Source organism: Hypericibacter sp., from assembly GCF_050729195.1.
GTDB lineage: Bacteria > Pseudomonadota > Alphaproteobacteria > Dongiales > Dongiaceae > Hypericibacter.
In genome coordinates, this window is the sequence record NZ_JBOHKS010000159.1 from 41,717 (window position 1) to 58,291 (window position 16,575).

Here is a 16,575-nt window from a genome sequence, read left to right on the forward strand (position 1 = left end):
GTGTTATCTCCGTTTCGATCCCAATATGCGCGCGCCGATGCTGAGCGCCAGCACCGCGAAGGTGATGAGCAGCGCGCCGGTCCAGGCCAGTTGCTGCCATTCCTCATAAGGGCTCATGGCGAACTGGAAAATGGTGACCGGCAGGCTCGCCATCGGCGAATTGAAGTTGTTGCTCCAGAACTGGTTGTTGAGCGCTGTGAAGAGGAGGGGCGCGGTCTCGCCGCTGATGCGCGCCACGGCCAGGAGGATGCCGGTGATGATGCCGGACTGGGCCGCCTTGTAGGCGACCTGGGAAATCATGGTCCAGCGCGGGGCACCGACCGCCGATGCGGCCTCGCGCAGGGGATCGGGGATCAGCCGCAGCATGTCCTCGGTGGTGCGGACCACCACCGGGATGACGATGATGGCGAGCGCCACGGCACCGGCCCAGGCCGAGAAATGGCCCATGGTCGTCACGATCACCTCATAGACGAACAGGCCGACCACGATCGAGGGCGCGCTCAGGAGGATGTCGTTGATGAAGCGGATGACGACCGAGAGCTTGGCGTGGCGGCCATATTCGGCGAGATAGGTGCCGGCCATGATCCCCAGGGGCGTGCCGAAGATCACGGCCAGGGTCGTCATCACCAGACTGCCGAGGATCGCATTCTGGAGCCCGCCGGCGGACCCTGGCGGTGGTGTGCTCTCGGTGAAGACCGCGAGGTTGAGGCCGCTGACGCCATGCACCACCAGTGTGATGAGGATCACGGCGAGGCAGGTCAATCCGATCGCCGTGGCGACGAAGCAGGAGGTCAGGAAAATATGGTTCCGGATGCGCCGGACGCCGTAGATCTTTGCGTCCATGACTCAGCCTCCCGTCTTGCGTTCGATGCGCAGCAGCATGTAGCGCGCCAGGGCCAGCACGATGAAGGTGATGATGAAGAGGATCAGGCCGAGGGAGATCAGGGACGAGGTGTAGATGTCCTCGACCGCCTCGGTGAACTCATTGGCGATCGAGGCCGAGATCGTCGTGCCCGGAGCCAGGATCGAGGCGCTGATGCGATGCGCATTGCCGATGACGAAAGTGACCGCCATGGTCTCGCCGAGCGCGCGGCCCAGCGCCAGCATGATGCCGCCGGTGACGCCGACGCGCGCATAGGGCAGCACGACCTTCCACATCACCTCGCGCCGGGTGCAGCCGAGGCCATACGCCGATTCCTTGAGCATCGGCGGCACGGCGTCGAAGACGTCGCGTGTCACCGACGTGATGAAGGGCAGCACCATGATCGCCAGGATTAGTCCGGCGGTGAGAACGCCGATGCCGTAGGGCGGTCCGGCAAAGATGGAACTGAGCACGGGGACCTGACCGAAAACCTCGATCAGCCAGGGCTGGACGGTGCGCTGCAGGATCGGCGCCAACACGAACAGGCCCCAGATGCCGTAGATGATGCTGGGCACACCGGCCAAGAGTTCGATCGCGATGCCCACGGGGCGGCGCAGAATGGGCGGGCAGAGTTCGGTCAGGAAGGTCGCGATGCCGATGCCGATCGGGACCGCGATGAGCATGGCGATCGCCGAGGTGACCAGCGTGCCATAGATCGGCGCCAGGGCACCGAACTTCTCCGTGACAGGGTTCCAGGATTCGGTCCAGAGGAAGCTGAAGCCGAAGGTTCCGAGCGCGGGCGCTGCGCCGATGAGCAACGACACCATGACGCCGACGAGAATGCCCAGAACGGCGAGTGCCGATGCCTGGGTCAGGCGATGGAAGAAATGATCCTTGCGGGAGAAACGGCGCGCTGCCGCGAGGCGGCTTGTGTCCATCGGAGGAGCGGCGCTGTATTCGGGCATGGCGGCTTCGGACATGCAGGCTGATCCCCAAATTTAGCAAGCGGTGAGGGGGCTTCTCGGAGCCTCCTCACCGCCTGCGCGGCACTTAAAGAACCGATGGCACTCTTCGATGACAGCCGTCTTACATGCTGCCGCTATAGATCGCCGTGCCGGTCGAGCCCTTGATGCTTTCCTTCCAATAGGCGTGGATCAGCTTCACGACGGCGTCGGGCATCGGGATATAGTCGAGGTCCGCGGCCATCTGATCGCCATTGGCATAGGCCCAATCGAAGAATTTGAGGGCTTCGATCGAGGCGGCCTGGTCGGTCGGGCGGCGCTGCATCAGGATGAAGGTCGCCGCTGTGATCGGCCAGCTCTGGGCGCCGGCCTGATCCGTCAGGATCATGTAGAAGCCCTTGGCGCTGCCCCAATCGGCTCCGGCCGCCGCCGCCGTGAAGGCGTCGGCTGTCGGGGCGACAGTCTGCCCCTCGTGGTTGACCATCTTCGTGAAGGTCAGCTTGTTCTGCTTGGCGTAGGCGTATTCGACATAGCCGATCGAACCGCCGGTCTGGCCGACGTTCGCGGCGACGCCTTCATTGCCCTTGGCGCCGATGCCGGTCGGCCACTGGACCGCCGTGTTCGAACCGACCGAGTCAGCCCATTCCTTGCTCATCTTCGAGAGATAGTTGGTGAAGATGAAGGAGGTGCCCGATCCGTCCGAGCGATGCACGATGGCGATCGCCTGGGAGGGGAGCGTCAGGCTCGGATTCAGCTTCTTGATCGCCGCGTCGTCCCATTTGGTGATCTTGCCGAGGAAGATGTCCGCGAGCGTCGGGCCGTCGAGCACCAGGTCGCCTGGATTGACGCCTTCCAGATTCACCACCGGCACCACGCCGCCCATCACGGTCGGGAACTGGGCCAGCCCCGCCTTGTCGAGCTCTTCGGGCGTCAGCGGCTTGTCCGAGGCGCCGAAGGTGACCGTGTTGGCGGTGATCTGCTTGATGCCGCCGCCCGAGCCGATCGACTGGTAGTTCAGGCTGTTGCCGCTGATCTGCTTGTAGGCATCGGCCCACTTGGCATAGATCGGATAAGGGAAGGTCGCGCCGGCGCCGGAGATCTCGGCCGCCGAGGCTGCGGTGACGAAGCCGGCTGCCGCAACGCCGGCCGCCAGAAGCCGAATGGCTTTTACAGACAAGTTCATGGGAACCCTCTCATTTGTTGAGATGCCATCTGCCGCGAGCACCAAGAACCCATTCGCCCCCGTCGCGACCTGGCGGGCCGAACCTGACGCCAAGAAGCCGTTTTAATTTATTGAAGTTGGATGAAAGTTATATGACAGCGCCTGCTGCTGCGGCAGGAAGCCTGGAGAAGCCGCCCGCGCAAAGGGATCGCTGATCCGGCGCCCAATATGAATTTTCTGCAACGAGAGAGGGGTTGGCTTCGCCCTTGCGCCCGCGTTTGCCTGCCTGCGGGCAGGCGTATTTCGAATCGCGGGGGGCGGTCGTCGAGGCGAGGGCAGGGTGTCCCATGCCCCCTGCCTCTGCATCACCGCTTATGTCGGGGATCGCTCGGAGGTCGAAGGCCATGTCACAGGGGCGGGACCGCGTCCCGTTCGGATTCAGTCGACCCGGCGACAGACAGGGCTGACAGAAATTTCCCGCGCTGCTCGCCACCGAGGGTCATGAGCACGCGCCGCGATCGAGCGAGAGATCGCCGCTACCCTGGCGCGTGCCTGAGGTAACCTTCAGCTCTTGCGTGCACCCAGGAGCAGCAGCGCCGCCCCACCGACGATGGCCGCGACGCCTGCCCACATCGGAATGTCCACGGTCTCCTTTTCCTGGACGGACAGCTCGAGGGTCCCGATCTGCGCCTCATGGGTTTTCTTGGTGTAGGTGAATCCGCCATAGGCAAGGGCGAGAACGCCGGCGGCGATCAGAACAATGGCGACGAGTCGCGATCCGTTCATGGGTGATATCTCCTTGGAATCGAATCATGATTAACCGCGGTACGGCATGGCGTGTTATATCAGGCATGTCGGAAGGCCTGGATCTCTTGAAGGCAGGTTCTCTGCCCGTCGGGCTCGGTTCCTGGGAACCTGGCAAGCCCCGCCTGCGTTTGACGGGGTTGGCGCGGTTCCACCGCGACCTCAATCGAGGCTGCGGGCATTGCAGGAACGAGCGTCGCTCAAGGAGGGTTTCATGGTTTTGCTTGCCATCAACATTCTGATCATCATTGTCATTGGCGCGATCTTCTTCTGGGTCGTCGACCGTTTCGTGCGCGACGGCCGTCTCGGCAATCTGCTCAAGATCCTGATCGTGCTGGTCTGCCTCGGCGCCATTCTCGTCCGCGTGCTCCCGATGCTCGGTGCCGGCGCGGTCTTGTAGCGAAGGCTCCGGCCGCCAGCGTCCTTTCCCGCCTGAGAGTTTGCCGCCTTCCCGGAGTTGCCGGCCGGCAGCCTCAGGATGCCCTTGCATGATCGACGAGGCCCTGCGACATCCGCCGTCATGCGGATGTCTGGGCCTCGTCTTCGTTTGGCGTGGTCTCTGCCGGCGCGGTCGTCACCGTCGGCGGCGGCAGGGAGATGCTGCGGGCGGGGGAGCGCATGTCGATCCGCTCGCGATCGAACTCCTCCTTGAGCAGACCCTGGAACCGGCGGGTCACCGCCCATTGCATGCCGGGCGCCACCTTTACGCGCGCCAGCACGGTGACGGCGAGATCGCCGAAGCTGTCGACGCCCAGCATCTCCACATCGTCCCAGATTCGGGCTTTGAATTCGGGTTCCTCGCGAAGCTTCTTCACGATCCGCTGGATGATGGCCTGCACCTCGGCGATGTCGGCATTGTAGGCCACGTTCACGCGGAAGACGGCGAAGGCGAAATCCTTGGTCGAGTTGCTGACGATGGTGATGTCGCTGAAGGGAACCGTATGCAGGGTCCCGTCGAAGTCCCGCAGCCGGATCGAGCGCAAGGTCATCAGTTCCACGACGCCGCTCTTGCCGCCGGCCGCGACCACATCGCCGACAGCCATCGTGTCCTCGATCAGGGCCGAGACGCCGCCCAGCATGTCCTTGACCATGGCCTGGGCGCCGAAGCCGACGGCGATACCGACCACGCCGGCGCCGGCGATCAGGGGCCCGATGTCGATCCCGATCTCCGAGAGGCTGATCAGCACGACGAAGAGGGCCAACACCGCGAGGCTCACCTGCCGGAACAGGGGTAGCAGGGTGCGCAGCCGGGCGGCGCGTCGCATGCCCTCGAGGGTGTGATCGTCCGGCCGGACCAGCCGCTCCATGCCGAAATTGAGCAGCTCCCACAGCACCAGCCCGACCGCGGTGATGATCGCGATCGAGATCAGGCTGCCGATGATCCTTTCGCCGCCGACCGTGGCGAGCCAGACCATGATCGGCACGCTCCAGGTTTCGGCCACGGCGAGGACGGCGATCACCGTAACCGCGGCCAGGATCAGCCAGATGATGGCATGCACATAGAGTTTGACCCGGCCGCCGAAGGAGGCATTGCGCTGGTGGATCCGGCCGGTGCGGACTTCGAGCCGGCTCCGGAGGTGGCGAACGCCCAGCATAATGACGGCAATGACGGCGGCGATGAAGGCGGTGGTCGCGGTGGCGCGGGCCAGGAACAGGATGCCGTCGCCGCCGCGCGTCAGCCAGACCAGGAGCGCGAACGCGATATAGGCCAGCACCGGCCAATGCCAGATGCTCTCGATCCAGCTGCGGCTGCGCTCGACCGCGGTCTGGGGTTCCGCCACGGGCTCCTGCCGGTCGGTGCGCGGCCGGCATTGCCAGACGCGTAGGGCAAGGAGGCCGGCGACCACCACGCCGAGAAGGTCGAGCAGGAACTCGTAGATATGCGGCGGCAGGCCGGCGGCGCCCATTGCGATCGCTGCGAAATAGCCGAAGGCCGCGACGCCGATGATGGTGCTGATCGTGCCGTAAATATCGCGCGCCGAGCGGTTCGGCATTTTCACGAGCCGGAGCCCGGGCGCCGTCGGTGCCAGCAGGAAGAAGGGGGTGAGGCTCAGGATCGCGGTGACGACATGCGCATTGACGATCGCGACCGCGATCAATGTCGCGAGGGGATCGGGACGGAACGCCGCCACCATCGCCATGGAAGCGATCCAGAAACCGATGATCGGCAGCAGCCGCAGCAGCGTGAATCCCAGCGCCAAGGGGATCCGACGCCAGATCGTCGCCGGCGTCTGCCGCTCGAGCCGGCGGCGCCAGGCGAGGTAGAGCAGGGGCAATCCGAACTCGACCACGCCGCCGACGGCCAGGATCACCACCACCTGCCCGACCTCGAGCATCAATTGCTCGCGCGTGTCGGGATCCGAGAGACGATGCTGCGCCCAGCGATAGAAGCGCGGGAAGTCGCGCACGAAGTCGCCGGCCTGCGCGATCGCCCGGCCGACGCCGGTGACCGCCTCGCCCAGCGACACCAGGAAACGGGTCGCCGGGCGTTCGGGTATCGTGGCTTCCGTCTTGGCGGCCGGTTCCTCGCCGGCCGCCGCGCGCAAGCCCTCGATCAGCTGGCCGCGCGCCTTGTCGTCTTGGAGGATCTGGATCAGATGGTCGATGTCGGTCCGCGAGACCGCGCTGTCGGTGGCTCCGGATTCGGGCGTGGTCGTCGTTGTCGTGGTGGTCGCCGTGGACGTGTCGGTCGAGCTGCCGCCGCTGGTCGTCGCACTGCCTGTGTCGGCCGCCTGCGCCTGGGCCAGCGGCAGGGCCAGCAGGGCCAGGGCGAGTGCGAGACCGGCCAATCGCTGCGGCGATCGCCCAGAAAGAAAGGGCAATGGGTTGTCGCGGCCGGTCGCCGCGACCAGGAGGCCTCGCAGACAGTTCACCAACATCGTCTCCAATACAGAAAACAAAACGGATCCAGCGGCAGTCCGGGCAGGCCCGGTGTCTTTCAAAGCGATGTCATGTCGGGCAGGTGAGAGGGAGTCTAGCCGCTGCTTGCCATGGGCGCCACGCGTAATGAAACCGGAAACCGTGGCCGTACCGTGGCAAAACGCCAGCATTTGTCGGGGGTTCCAATTCTTTTCGGGTTGCGGAGACGCAACTTTTCCGGAGACGGGCAATTCCGTCGCGGCGCGGCGCCGGAAGCCCGGGCGAGCAGGGGGCAAGAATAAAATCCTAAATCCCCTTTTCCTCTGCCGAGGCTCCTGGATTTCGATGAAATATGTAAACAACGCTGCCTCAATCCTTGGTTGCGAAGCACACTCGCCGGCGGCTCCGGCGGGCTAGAGTCCTACTCTTCGCGTCGCGATCGGAATCAGAATAGTTGTTGCGCCGCAGGGATTCTTCGATCTGCTCGTTTCCCGTCTGACAGACATTCCCTGTCATGTTGCGGCGCGACTTCGCACTCGCGAGACGGCTGGCTTGACGCATGTTTAGTTTAGTTGAGTATAGGTCCACTGAGCTCAACATGAGAGCAGCGGGTTCTCAGCGACCGTCCTCGGATCGACGACGAGGCCCGAACAAGAAAAAGATCGTGCGGATCGCGAAACTGTGTCGGGCCCGGACTCTTAAGAAGCCGGGCCGTCTCACAACTGGGGAGGATCGCTCAATGCGATTGTGGAAAACATGCCTGGCGGCCGCAGCTCTGGCGGCGGGCCTCGCGGGCATCGGAGTCGGCAACGCTCAAGCCGAAGACAAGCAGATCACGCTCTGCTGGGCGGCTTGGGATCCGGCCAACGCGCTGGTCGAGTTGTCGAAGGACTTCACGACCAAGACCGGCATTCAGATGAAATTCGAATTCGTGCCGTGGGAGCATTTTGCCGATCGCTTCCTGAACGAACTGAACTCGAAGGGAAAGCTCTGCGACCTGTTGATCGGTGACAGCCAGTGGATCGGTGGCGCCGCCACCTACGGCCACTATGTCAAGCTCAACGACTTCTTCGACAAGAACGGCATCAAGATGGACGACTTCCTGCCGGCCGCGGTCTATGGCTACTCGACCTGGCCCAAGGGAACGCCGAACTACTGGGCTTTGCCGGCGATGGGCGATGCGCTCGGCTGGGTCTACCGCAAGGACTGGTTCGCACGGCCGGAGCTTCAGGCCGAGTTCAAGGCGAAGTATGGCCGCGACCTGGGCCCGCCCAAGACCTGGGACGAGCTCAAGCAGGTCGGCGAGTTCTTCCAGGGTCGGGAGATCGACGGCAAGAAGGTCTACGGCATGGCGATCTACACGGAGCGCGGCTCCGAGGGCATCACCATGGGCGTGACCGCGGCGCTCTATGCCTGGGGCTTCCAGTATCAGGACCCCAACAAGCCCTATCACATGGACGGGTTCGTCAACAGCCCGGACGCCGTGAAGGCGCTCGAGTTCTACAAGTCGCTCTATAAGTGCTGCGTCCCGCCGGGTCACTCCGACGCCTACATGACCGCCAATCTCGACGCCTACAAGTCGGGCCAGGTGGCGATGCAGATGAACTGGTTCGCCTTCTTCCCCGGCATCGCCAAGGATCCGGATGTCGGCGGCGACAAGTCGGGCTTCTTCGTCAATCCGATGGAGAAGGTCGAGGCCTCCACGCTCGGCGGCCAGGGCATCTCGGTGGTCAGCTATTCCGACAAGAAGGATCTGGCCCTCGAATATCTGAAGTGGTTCGCTCAGCCCGACGTGCAGAAGAAGTGGTGGAAACTGGGCGGCTATTCCTGCGCCAAGGCGGTGCTCGAGGCGCCTGATTTCCCGCAGTCGGCACCGTTCGCGGCGGACTTCCTGAAGGCGATGAGCCATGTCCAGGACTTCTGGCAGGAGCCGACTTACGCCGAGCTCCTCCAGGCGATGCAGAAGCGCGTGCATGACTATGTCGTGGCCGACAAGGGCACGGCGCAGGAAGCCCTCGACAAGCTGGTCGCCGACTGGAAGCAGGTCTTCATCGACGACGGCAAGCTGACCGAATAGCATCACGTCTCAAGCCGGAATCCGGCCTGCGTCCGAAAGGGCGCCGGCCGGGCCCGGCGGCGGACGGCTGCACGACAAGCGGATTTCTACGGGATACGTCCTTACATGACCGACGCGACCAACATCGCGCCCTCTGGCGGCGTCGCTCAAGCGGAGCGACCCAGGCGGGCCCGGTCCGCCCCGGCTATCGGCGGCAAGCTGAAAGGGTTGAGCGACCGGTCGATCGCCTGGCTCTTCATCTCGCCGACGATCCTGCTGCTGCTGGCGATCAACATCTTCCCGTTGATCTGGGCGATCTATCTGAGCTTCACCAACTATCGCGCCAACAAGCCCGGCGTTCCCGTCAAATGGGTGGGCTTGCGCAATTACGAGCAGATCCTCGGCAGCGACGACATCTGGGGCTATCTGCAGGCAACCGCCCATTTCGTCGTCTTCTCGATCGCGCTCCAGGTGCTGCTGGGCTTCGGCCTGGCGCTGCTGATCAACAAACGCTTCAAGGGTCATGCGACCTGGACCACCGTCATTCTGTTGCCGATGATGCTGTCGCCCGCCGTGGTCGGTTACTTCTGGACCTATCTGTTCCAACCCCAGGCCGGCATCTTCAACTACATCATCGCCTTCTTCGCCGGCATCGAACCGGACAGCTTCACCATGATCGGCGATGTCGATCTGGCGCCCTGGGCGATCGTGCTGGTCGATACCTGGATGTGGACGCCCTACGTGATGCTGATCTGCCTCGCGGGGCTGCGCTCCATTCCCGACTATATCTATGAGGCGGCAGAGATCGATCGCGCCTCGCAATGGCGCCAGTTCTGGCACATCACCGTGCCGATGGTGCTGCCCTTCCTGATGCTGGCGGTGCTGTTCCGCGCCATCGAGAACTTCAAGATGTTCGACATGGTGGTCGACCTGACCTCGGGCGGCCCAGGCTCGGCCACGGAACTCGCCTCGATCAATCTCAAGCGCGAGGCCTTCGAGAACTGGCGCACGGGCTACAGCTCGGCCTTCGCCATCATCCTGTTCGTGACCGTGTTCGGTGCCGCGAACATCTATGTGAAGATCCTCAACAAGGTGAAGCAGCGATGAGCGCCGCTTCCGACAGCGCCCGCACGGTTCTCGAACCGACGGCCCGGACCAAATGGCTGTCCGGCGGGCTGGTCATCCTCTATGCGCTGGTGGCGTCGATCCCGCTGCTCTGGATCGTCATGACCGGCTTCAAGACGCCGCCCGACGCGATCGCCTATCCGCCCAAGGTGTTCTTCTCGCCCTCGCTCGAGGGCTATGTGAACCTCTTCACCACCCGCACGCGCCAGACGCCGGAGTATATGCAGAGCCTGCCGCCGCCGGAGACCTGGTATGACGCGCTGGTGCGCACCCGCAACATGGTGATCGCGGGGCCGTCGCCGATCGGCGGGCGCTATATCAACTCGTTGATCGTCGGCTTCGGCTCGACCTTCCTCGCGGTCTTCCTCGGCACGCTCGCAGCCTATGGGTTCTCGCGCTTCAAGGTGCCGATCAAGGACGATCTGCTGTTCTTCATCCTCTCGACCCGCATGATGCCGCCGATCGCGGTCGCGATTCCGATCTATCTGATGTATCGCGTGCTGGGTTTGAGCGACACCCATCTGGGGCTGATCATTCTCTATACGGCCGTGAATATCAGCCTCGCGGTCTGGCTTCTGAAGGGCTTCATCGACGAGATCCCGCCCGAATATGAGGAGGCGGCGATGATCGACGGCTATACGCGCTTCCAGGCCTTCCGCATGGCGGTGCTGCCGCAGGCGGTGACCGGAATCGCCGCCACGGCGATCTTCTGCCTGATCTTCTCCTGGAACGAATATGCCTTTGCCCTGCTGCTCACCAGCGGCACGGCGCAGACCGCACCGCCTTTCATCCCGACCATCATCGGCGAGGGCGGGCTCGACTGGCCCGCGGTGGGCGCCGGAACGACCTTGTTCCTGCTGCCGATCGTCTTCTTCACCATCATCCTGCGCAAGCATCTGCTGCGCGGCATCACCTTCGGCGCGGTGCGCAAATGACGATGCAGACCGTCGAGAAACCGGGCTGGCGTCGTTGGCTCAAGCGGGGTCCGCTCGAGAACCTCGCCTGCTGCCTGATCGCGGCCGGCGTGATCATGCTGATGCAGCCGTTGGCCCTTGTGCTCTTCACCTATTCCTTCTCGATCATCCTCGTGGGTACGCTCATGTTCGTGATCGTCAGCCATTTCCCGGAGTAGGAAGATGGCCGAGATCCGCATCGAAAACCTGCATCGGCGCTTCGGCGACTTCGTGGCCGTGCGCGATTCCAACCTGACTGTCCGCTATGGCGATTTCTTCGTGCTGCTGGGTCCTTCGGGCTGCGGCAAGACCACGACCCTTCGGATGATCGCCGGCCTGGAGATCCCGACCTCCGGCAAGATTCTGCTCGACGGCGAGGATGTCACCTTCCTGCGCGCTTCGAAACGCGACATCGCCTTCGTGTTCCAGCTCTTCGCTCTCTATCCCCATATGAATGTGGGACAGAACCTGGCCTTTCCGCTCAAAAGCGAGGGAACGCCGCGAGCCGAGGTCAAGAAGCAGGTGGCCGAGGTGGCGAGGCTCCTGCGCATCGAGCATTTGCTGAAGTCGCCGGTCGGGCGGCTTGCGGGCGGAGACCGCCAGCGCGTGGCGCTCGGCCGTGCCATCATCCGCCGGCCCAAGGCCTTCCTGATGGATGAGCCCCTGGGCACGCTCGACGCGGAATTCCGCGACCTGATGCGCGAGGAGCTGCGCCAGCTCCATGACCGGATCGGGGCCACCACCGTCTATGTCACCCATGACCAGATCGAGGCCATGTCGATGGCCGACCAGATCGCGGTCATGGACAAGGGCGAGATCCTGCAGGCGGGGCCGCCCAACGAGGTCTATCAATGCCCGGCCACCATGTTCGTCGCCGGCTTCATCGGCAGCCCGGCCATGAACTTCCTGCCCGTCTCCGGGCCGGTGGCCGCGGGCGCACAGACGGTCGCGGTGAACGGCACCAGCGTGTCGATCCCGAAGTTGCATGAGCCTCTGCCGCATGATCGCGGGATGTTGGGGGCGAGACCCGAACATCTGGATCTGGTGGACGCGGCTGCGTTCCGCGGCCGGGTCTTCGGCGTCGAATATCTCGGTGCGCGCCAATTGGTCACGGTGGATACGTCGGTCGGTCGTATCAAGGTGAGGGCGGCCAATACCGGCAAGGCGAAAGTGGGCGACACGGTGGGGATCGATTTCCGGAGCGAGGCGCTGGTCCTGTTCGATGGACGCACCGAACGCGCGCTGGCGAGCGATCTCATGAACGGTGCCCCGATTGCGAGTCGGAGGGCGGCCCATGGCTGAGGTCGTTCTCAACCAGGTGACCAAGAAGTTCGGGCCCGTCACCGCTGTCCGCGACCTTTCGTTGACGATCGCCGACAGTGAGTTCGTGGTGCTGCTGGGGCCGACCGGTGCCGGCAAGACCACGACCTTGCGGCTGGTGTCGGGACTGGAGCGGGCCGAGGTCGGCTCGATCTCGATCGCTGGAATCGACGTGACGAAACTCGAGCCGGCGGCGCGAGATGTCGCCATGGTGTTCCAGCAATTCTCGCTCTATCCGCATTACACCGTCTTCGACAATCTGGCTTTCCCCTTGCGTTCGCCCTTGCGCCGCTTGCCCGAATCTCAAGTCGAGCAACGGGTGCGGGAGGTTGCGACCCTGTTGCGGATCGAGCCCAAGCTGAAGAACAAGGCGACTCATCTTTCCGGTGGCGAGATGCAGCGCGTCGCGATCGGGCGCGCGCTGGTGCGCGAGCCGGCGGTGTTCCTGATGGACGAGCCGCTCTCCTCGCTGGACGCCAAGCTGCGCGCCGACCTGCGGATCGAGATGAAGCGCATCCAGCTCGATCTCGGCGCCACCATCCTCTATGTGACCCACGACCAGGTCGAAGCCATGACCATGGCCGACCGGATCGGGGTGCTGCGCGAGGGGGCCCTCGTGCAGATCGGCACGCCGCGCCAGATCTATGCCGAGCCCGACAGCCTCTATGTCGCCAACCGCCTCGGCTCGCCGCAGATCAACGAGCTTCCGGTGGGGTCGCTCGGCATCATGGACGGACCGGCCGGTGCCGCCACCATCGGCGTTCGGCCTGAGGACGTGGTCATTGGTGCGGGTGGGGTGGCGGGTCGGGTCCTGACGGTCGAGCCGCTGGGGGCCGAGACCGTGATCCTGCTCGAGGTGGCGGGCTCGCGCGTCCATGCGCTGGCGGGCCCGGGCCCGATGCTGCGCCCGCAGGACAACACCACCGTGCGCGTCATCCCCGGCACCACTTTGTTCTTCGATCGCGAAGGCCGGCGCCTGCCTTGGGCAGCGCGCAGCGAACGACCCGACCGGGGAGAGCTGCGCCATGGCACATGAGCTGACCGGCCGTCTGGTCGATGCCGCGGTGACGGCGATCCGCGACCATGCCGACGAACTGACCGGCCTCGATCAAGCGATCGGCGACGGCGATCACGGCATCAATATGAAGCGTGGCTTCGATGCCATCGCGGAAGCCGCCGAGATCAAGGCGCTGCCGCTGGGCGATGCGCTGCAGAAGGCCGGCATGACCCTGGTCATGAAGGTCGGCGGTGCCTCGGGGCCGCTCTTCGGCAGCCTGCTGATGGCGATGGGCAAGGCGGTCGCGGGCGATCCGACGCAAGGCGCGCAGGTCCAGACGATGCTGAACGAAGGCATCGCCGCGGTGAAGAAGCGCGGCAAGTCGGATGTCGGCGAGAAGACGATGCTGGATGTGCTGGTGCCGGTCAGCGAGACGCTTGCCGGCAAGCTGTCGCACCATGCGCCGGCGGCGGAAACGATGGCGAGCCTGCGCGCCGCGGCCGATGCCGCGCTCGAACGCACCAAGCCGATGAAGGCCACCAAAGGCCGGGCTTCCTTCCTGGGCGACCGGTCGATCGGCCATCTCGATCCGGGCGCCCGCTCGAGCCAGTTGTTGATCCATGCGGTATGCGACGCGGTCGCGGAGTCCTTGAGAACATGAAACGCGCGGAAAGCATGACCGATCGGGTGGGCATCGTGGTGGTGTCGCACTCCCACGAGGTCGCCAAGGGCACCATCGACATGGTGCGCCAGATGGTCGGCAACGAGATTCCCATGGCCTTCAGCGGCGGCAATCCGGCCGGCGGGCTCGGCACCGACGTGGCCTCGATCCTGGCCGCCATCGACAAGGCCTGGTCGCCCAAAGGGGTCGCGATCCTGGTCGATCTCGGCGGTGCTGAAAGCAACAGCGAGATGGCGATCGAGATGCTGCCCGAGGATCGCCGCGACAAGGTCGTGGTCTGCAATGCGCCAATCGTCGAAGGCGCGGTGATGGCCGCGACCGAGGCCGCGGGCGGCGGCAATCTGCAGGCCGTTCGCGCCACCGCCGAAGAACTTTCGCCCCGATGACGATCTCGAGAACCACGATGCCTGACGCCACCGAACGCTCGATCCTCATCACCCACCAGGTGGGTCTTCATGCGCGGCCGTCGGTGAAGCTGACCAAGCTCGCCAAGAGCTTCGAGGCCGATATCCGGGTGCGGGGCGAAGGGGCGGAGGATTGGGTCGATGCCAAGAGCATCGTGCGGGTGATGGGCCTCAAGCTCCGCATGGGCACGACCATCTTCTTCAGGGCCGATGGACCCGATGCCGGCCAGGCGCTGGAAGCGCTGGTCGGCCTCGTCGAGCGTGATTTCGATGAGCACGCGGCCTGAACGGACCTTCCCGGCCCAGGTTGCGTCCGAGGGATTGGCCATCGGCCGTATCGCGCTGCGGCGCATGCGGACTCTCACGGCAATCGCCAAGGGAACGCCCGAGCAGGAGAGTGCGCGGCTCGACGCCGCCTGCCTCGCCGCGGCCTCGCAACTGGAACGGCTGATCGGACGCGCCGAGGAAGAGGCGGCGGCCATCCTCGAGTTCCAGGCGGCGCTGCTGGCCGATGACGAGCTGCTGGATCCTGTGCGTCAGCGCATCGCCGCGGGCGAGGCGGCTGCGGTCGCCTGGCAGCAGATGATGGATGCCCAGGTGGCCGACTATCAGGTTGCCGAAGACGAATATTTCCGGGCTCGCGCGCTCGACATGGCGGACCTTCGCGACCGTGTCGCGGAGCAATTGGCGGGCGGCGGGGATGACGATGCGGAGGCCGAGGCGGGCGCCATCTATGTCGGCGCCGATCTCGCGCCCTCGCGTTTCCTCGAGCTCGATTGGGAGAGCTATCGCGGCGGTGCCGTGGTCAGGGGCAGCAGCGCCAGCCATGTGGCGATCCTGGCGCGGGCGCGAGGCGTGCCGCTGTTGGTGGGGCTGGCCGCCAACGAATCCATGCTGGTCGACGGCGCCGAGGCGATCCTCGATGCCGAGGCCGGTCAGCTGATCCAGGATCCTTCGGCCGAGACCCGTGTGCGCTATCAGCGCCGTGCCGCGGAGCGCGAGGCGGAAGCCAAGCTGCAGGCGACCCATCTCGGCAAGCCGGCCATGACCCGGGCGGGAGAGCGGGTCCTCACCTATATCAATGTGGACGATCCGCATGCCTTGCCCGCGGTCGATCCGGAGAACTGCGATGGCGTGGGGCTGACCCGCACCGAGTTCATGTTCTCCGGCGAGGGCGGCCTGCCGGGCGAGGGGCGCCAGTTCGGCGCCTACAAGGCGCTGCTGCTATGGGCGAAAGGCCGGCCGGTCACGATCCGCACGCTCGATGCCGGCGGCGACAAGCCGATCCCGGGGTTGACTCCCGACGGCGAATCGAACCCATTCTTGGGCTTGCGCGGCCTGCGGCTGTCGCTGGCGCGCCCCGATGTGTTCCGGGTCCAGCTTCGGGCCCTGGCGCGCGCCGCGGTCGAAGGCGATCTCAAGGTGATGCTGCCCATGGTGACGCGGCCCCAGGAACTGGAAGCGACGCGGATCCTGCTCCGGAAGGTGGTCTCGGAGCTGTTGGCGGAAGGCATTCCAGCCGGCATGCCCAAGCTCGGCATGATGGTCGAGGTGCCGGCGGCGGCCCTCAATATCGCCGCCTTCGATGCCGACTTCTTCTCGATCGGCAGCAACGACCTGGTGCAATACGTGACGGCGGCGGGTCGCGACTGCGAGTCCGTCCGCGATCTCTACGATCCGCTGGAGCCGGGCGTGCTCGAGCTCATCCATCGCGTCGCGCAGCATGGCAAGCTGGTGGGCCGTGAGGTCAGCCTCTGCGGCGACATGGCCTCGGATCCGAGATACCTCCCGGCGCTGCTTGACACGGGTCTGCGCGCCGTCTCGGTGGCGCCCGCCCGTCTCGCTCGCGCCAAGGCGCAGATCTCCGCCTATGGCTGACGATCAGCGCAACAACCGGACCCCGCCGGCACGCGAAGAGCTGGTCGCTTCCTATAAGCGGCTGCTGCAGGAATATCTCGACCGCCGTCCGTCCGGCATGCGCCTCCAGATCGCGCGCGCGATGGGCAAGCATCGCAGTTTCGTTTCGCAGATCACCAACCCGGCCTATTCGATCCCGATCCCCGCGCGCCATCTCGAGACCATCTTCCGCATCTGCCATTTCTCGCCGGTCGAGCGGAAGACCTTCCTCGCGGCCTACACCGAAGCCCACCCGAACCAGACGGCCGAGAAGGCGACACCCGCGCGCAAGGCGTCGGGAGCGAGAAAGATCGAGATCGAGCTGCCCAGCAGCGGCGACGCCAAGTTCGACGAGGCGGTCGACGAAATCGTCAAGCAGTTCGCCAAGCAGATTGCGAAGCTGGGGCAGAAGCGGGGATAGGGACCGCTGCGAAAGAATCCTTCCTCTCCCCCTCCTGTCTTCAGGAGGGGGAGAGGGTAGGGTGAGGGGGAG

At 64.9% G+C, this 16,575-nt stretch carries 17 protein-coding genes; 12 read left to right on the forward strand and 5 right to left on the reverse strand.

Going from position 1 to position 16,575, the window contains the following annotated elements; all coding sequences use genetic code 11:
* Positions 1–3 precede the first annotated feature (3 nt).
* From pstA to ACREE8_RS12295, 4 genes are all read right to left on the reverse strand, one after another.
* Positions 4–843, reverse strand: a complete 840-nt coding sequence (pstA, locus tag ACREE8_RS12280; protein WP_431573289.1) for a phosphate ABC transporter permease PstA — start codon at positions 841–843, stop codon at positions 4–6.
* A 3-nt stretch (positions 844–846) separates the two neighbouring features.
* Positions 847–1,842 (reverse strand): phosphate ABC transporter permease subunit PstC, encoded by a 996-nt coding sequence (gene pstC, locus ACREE8_RS12285; RefSeq protein ID WP_431573290.1) that lies wholly within the window; start codon positions 1,840–1,842, stop codon positions 847–849.
* Between the two features lie 106 nt (positions 1,843–1,948).
* A complete protein-coding gene (gene pstS / locus ACREE8_RS12290; protein ID WP_431573291.1) occupies positions 1,949–3,007 on the reverse strand; it encodes a phosphate ABC transporter substrate-binding protein PstS in 1,059 nt (352 codons plus the stop codon).
* 543 nt (positions 3,008–3,550) lie between these two features.
* The gene (locus ACREE8_RS12295) at positions 3,551–3,772 is read right to left on the reverse strand and encodes a hypothetical protein (protein WP_431573292.1); all 222 of its coding nucleotides are present in this window, start codon (positions 3,770–3,772) and stop codon (positions 3,551–3,553) included.
* A gap of 232 nt (positions 3,773–4,004) precedes the next feature.
* Between ACREE8_RS12295 and ACREE8_RS12300 the strand changes: the two genes are divergently transcribed.
* Positions 4,005–4,190: a hypothetical protein gene (locus ACREE8_RS12300; RefSeq protein ID WP_431573293.1), complete on the forward strand. Its 186-nt coding sequence runs from the start codon at positions 4,005–4,007 to the stop codon at positions 4,188–4,190.
* A gap of 118 nt (positions 4,191–4,308) precedes the next feature.
* Here the strand turns inward: ACREE8_RS12300 and ACREE8_RS12305 are convergent, their stop codons facing one another.
* Positions 4,309–6,579, reverse strand: coding sequence for a mechanosensitive ion channel domain-containing protein (locus ACREE8_RS12305; protein ID WP_431573294.1), 2,271 nt, complete (start codon positions 6,577–6,579; stop codon positions 4,309–4,311).
* An 809-nt stretch (positions 6,580–7,388) separates the two neighbouring features.
* Here ACREE8_RS12305 and ACREE8_RS12310 point away from each other — a divergent pair.
* The 11 genes from ACREE8_RS12310 to ACREE8_RS12360 all read left to right on the forward strand — a co-directional run bounded on the left by ACREE8_RS12310 (position 7,389) and on the right by ACREE8_RS12360 (position 16,503).
* Positions 7,389–8,726 carry an ABC transporter substrate-binding protein gene (locus tag ACREE8_RS12310; protein WP_431573295.1) on the forward strand — a complete coding sequence of 446 codons (1,338 nt, stop codon included), beginning with the start codon at positions 7,389–7,391 and terminating at the stop codon, positions 8,724–8,726.
* A gap of 105 nt (positions 8,727–8,831) precedes the next feature.
* On the forward strand, positions 8,832–9,812 hold the full coding sequence (locus ACREE8_RS12315; RefSeq protein ID WP_431573296.1) for a carbohydrate ABC transporter permease: 981 nt from the start codon (positions 8,832–8,834) through the stop codon (positions 9,810–9,812).
* Entirely contained in the window at positions 9,809–10,765 is a 957-nt protein-coding gene (locus ACREE8_RS12320; RefSeq protein WP_431573297.1) for a carbohydrate ABC transporter permease, read from the forward strand. Before ACREE8_RS12315 ends, ACREE8_RS12320 begins: the two co-directional genes overlap by 4 nt.
* Positions 10,762–10,962 carry a hypothetical protein gene (locus ACREE8_RS12325; protein ID WP_431573298.1) on the forward strand — a complete coding sequence of 67 codons (201 nt, stop codon included), beginning with the start codon at positions 10,762–10,764 and terminating at the stop codon, positions 10,960–10,962. Before ACREE8_RS12320 ends, ACREE8_RS12325 begins: the two co-directional genes overlap by 4 nt.
* Before the next feature lie 4 nt (positions 10,963–10,966).
* On the forward strand, positions 10,967–12,085 hold the full coding sequence (locus ACREE8_RS12330; RefSeq protein WP_431573299.1) for an ABC transporter ATP-binding protein: 1,119 nt from the start codon (positions 10,967–10,969) through the stop codon (positions 12,083–12,085).
* Positions 12,078–13,139: an ABC transporter ATP-binding protein gene (locus ACREE8_RS12335; RefSeq protein ID WP_431573300.1), complete on the forward strand. Its 1,062-nt coding sequence runs from the start codon at positions 12,078–12,080 to the stop codon at positions 13,137–13,139. Before ACREE8_RS12330 ends, ACREE8_RS12335 begins: the two co-directional genes overlap by 8 nt.
* The gene (dhaL, locus tag ACREE8_RS12340; RefSeq protein WP_431573301.1) at positions 13,129–13,761 is read left to right on the forward strand and encodes a dihydroxyacetone kinase subunit DhaL; all 633 of its coding nucleotides are present in this window, start codon (positions 13,129–13,131) and stop codon (positions 13,759–13,761) included. Before ACREE8_RS12335 ends, dhaL begins: the two co-directional genes overlap by 11 nt.
* A complete protein-coding gene (gene dhaM / locus ACREE8_RS12345) occupies positions 13,758–14,168 on the forward strand; it encodes a dihydroxyacetone kinase phosphoryl donor subunit DhaM (RefSeq protein ID WP_431573302.1) in 411 nt (136 codons plus the stop codon). The genes dhaL and dhaM overlap by 4 nt, the downstream gene beginning before the upstream one ends.
* Positions 14,165–14,473 (forward strand): HPr family phosphocarrier protein, encoded by a 309-nt coding sequence (locus ACREE8_RS12350; protein WP_431573303.1) that lies wholly within the window; start codon positions 14,165–14,167, stop codon positions 14,471–14,473. The genes dhaM and ACREE8_RS12350 overlap by 4 nt, the downstream gene beginning before the upstream one ends.
* A complete protein-coding gene (ptsP, locus tag ACREE8_RS12355) occupies positions 14,457–16,064 on the forward strand; it encodes a phosphoenolpyruvate--protein phosphotransferase (protein ID WP_431573304.1) in 1,608 nt (535 codons plus the stop codon). Before ACREE8_RS12350 ends, ptsP begins: the two co-directional genes overlap by 17 nt.
* Positions 16,057–16,503, forward strand: coding sequence for a hypothetical protein (locus tag ACREE8_RS12360; protein WP_431573305.1), 447 nt, complete (start codon positions 16,057–16,059; stop codon positions 16,501–16,503). Before ptsP ends, ACREE8_RS12360 begins: the two co-directional genes overlap by 8 nt.
* The last annotated feature ends 72 nt before the right edge of the window (positions 16,504–16,575 follow it).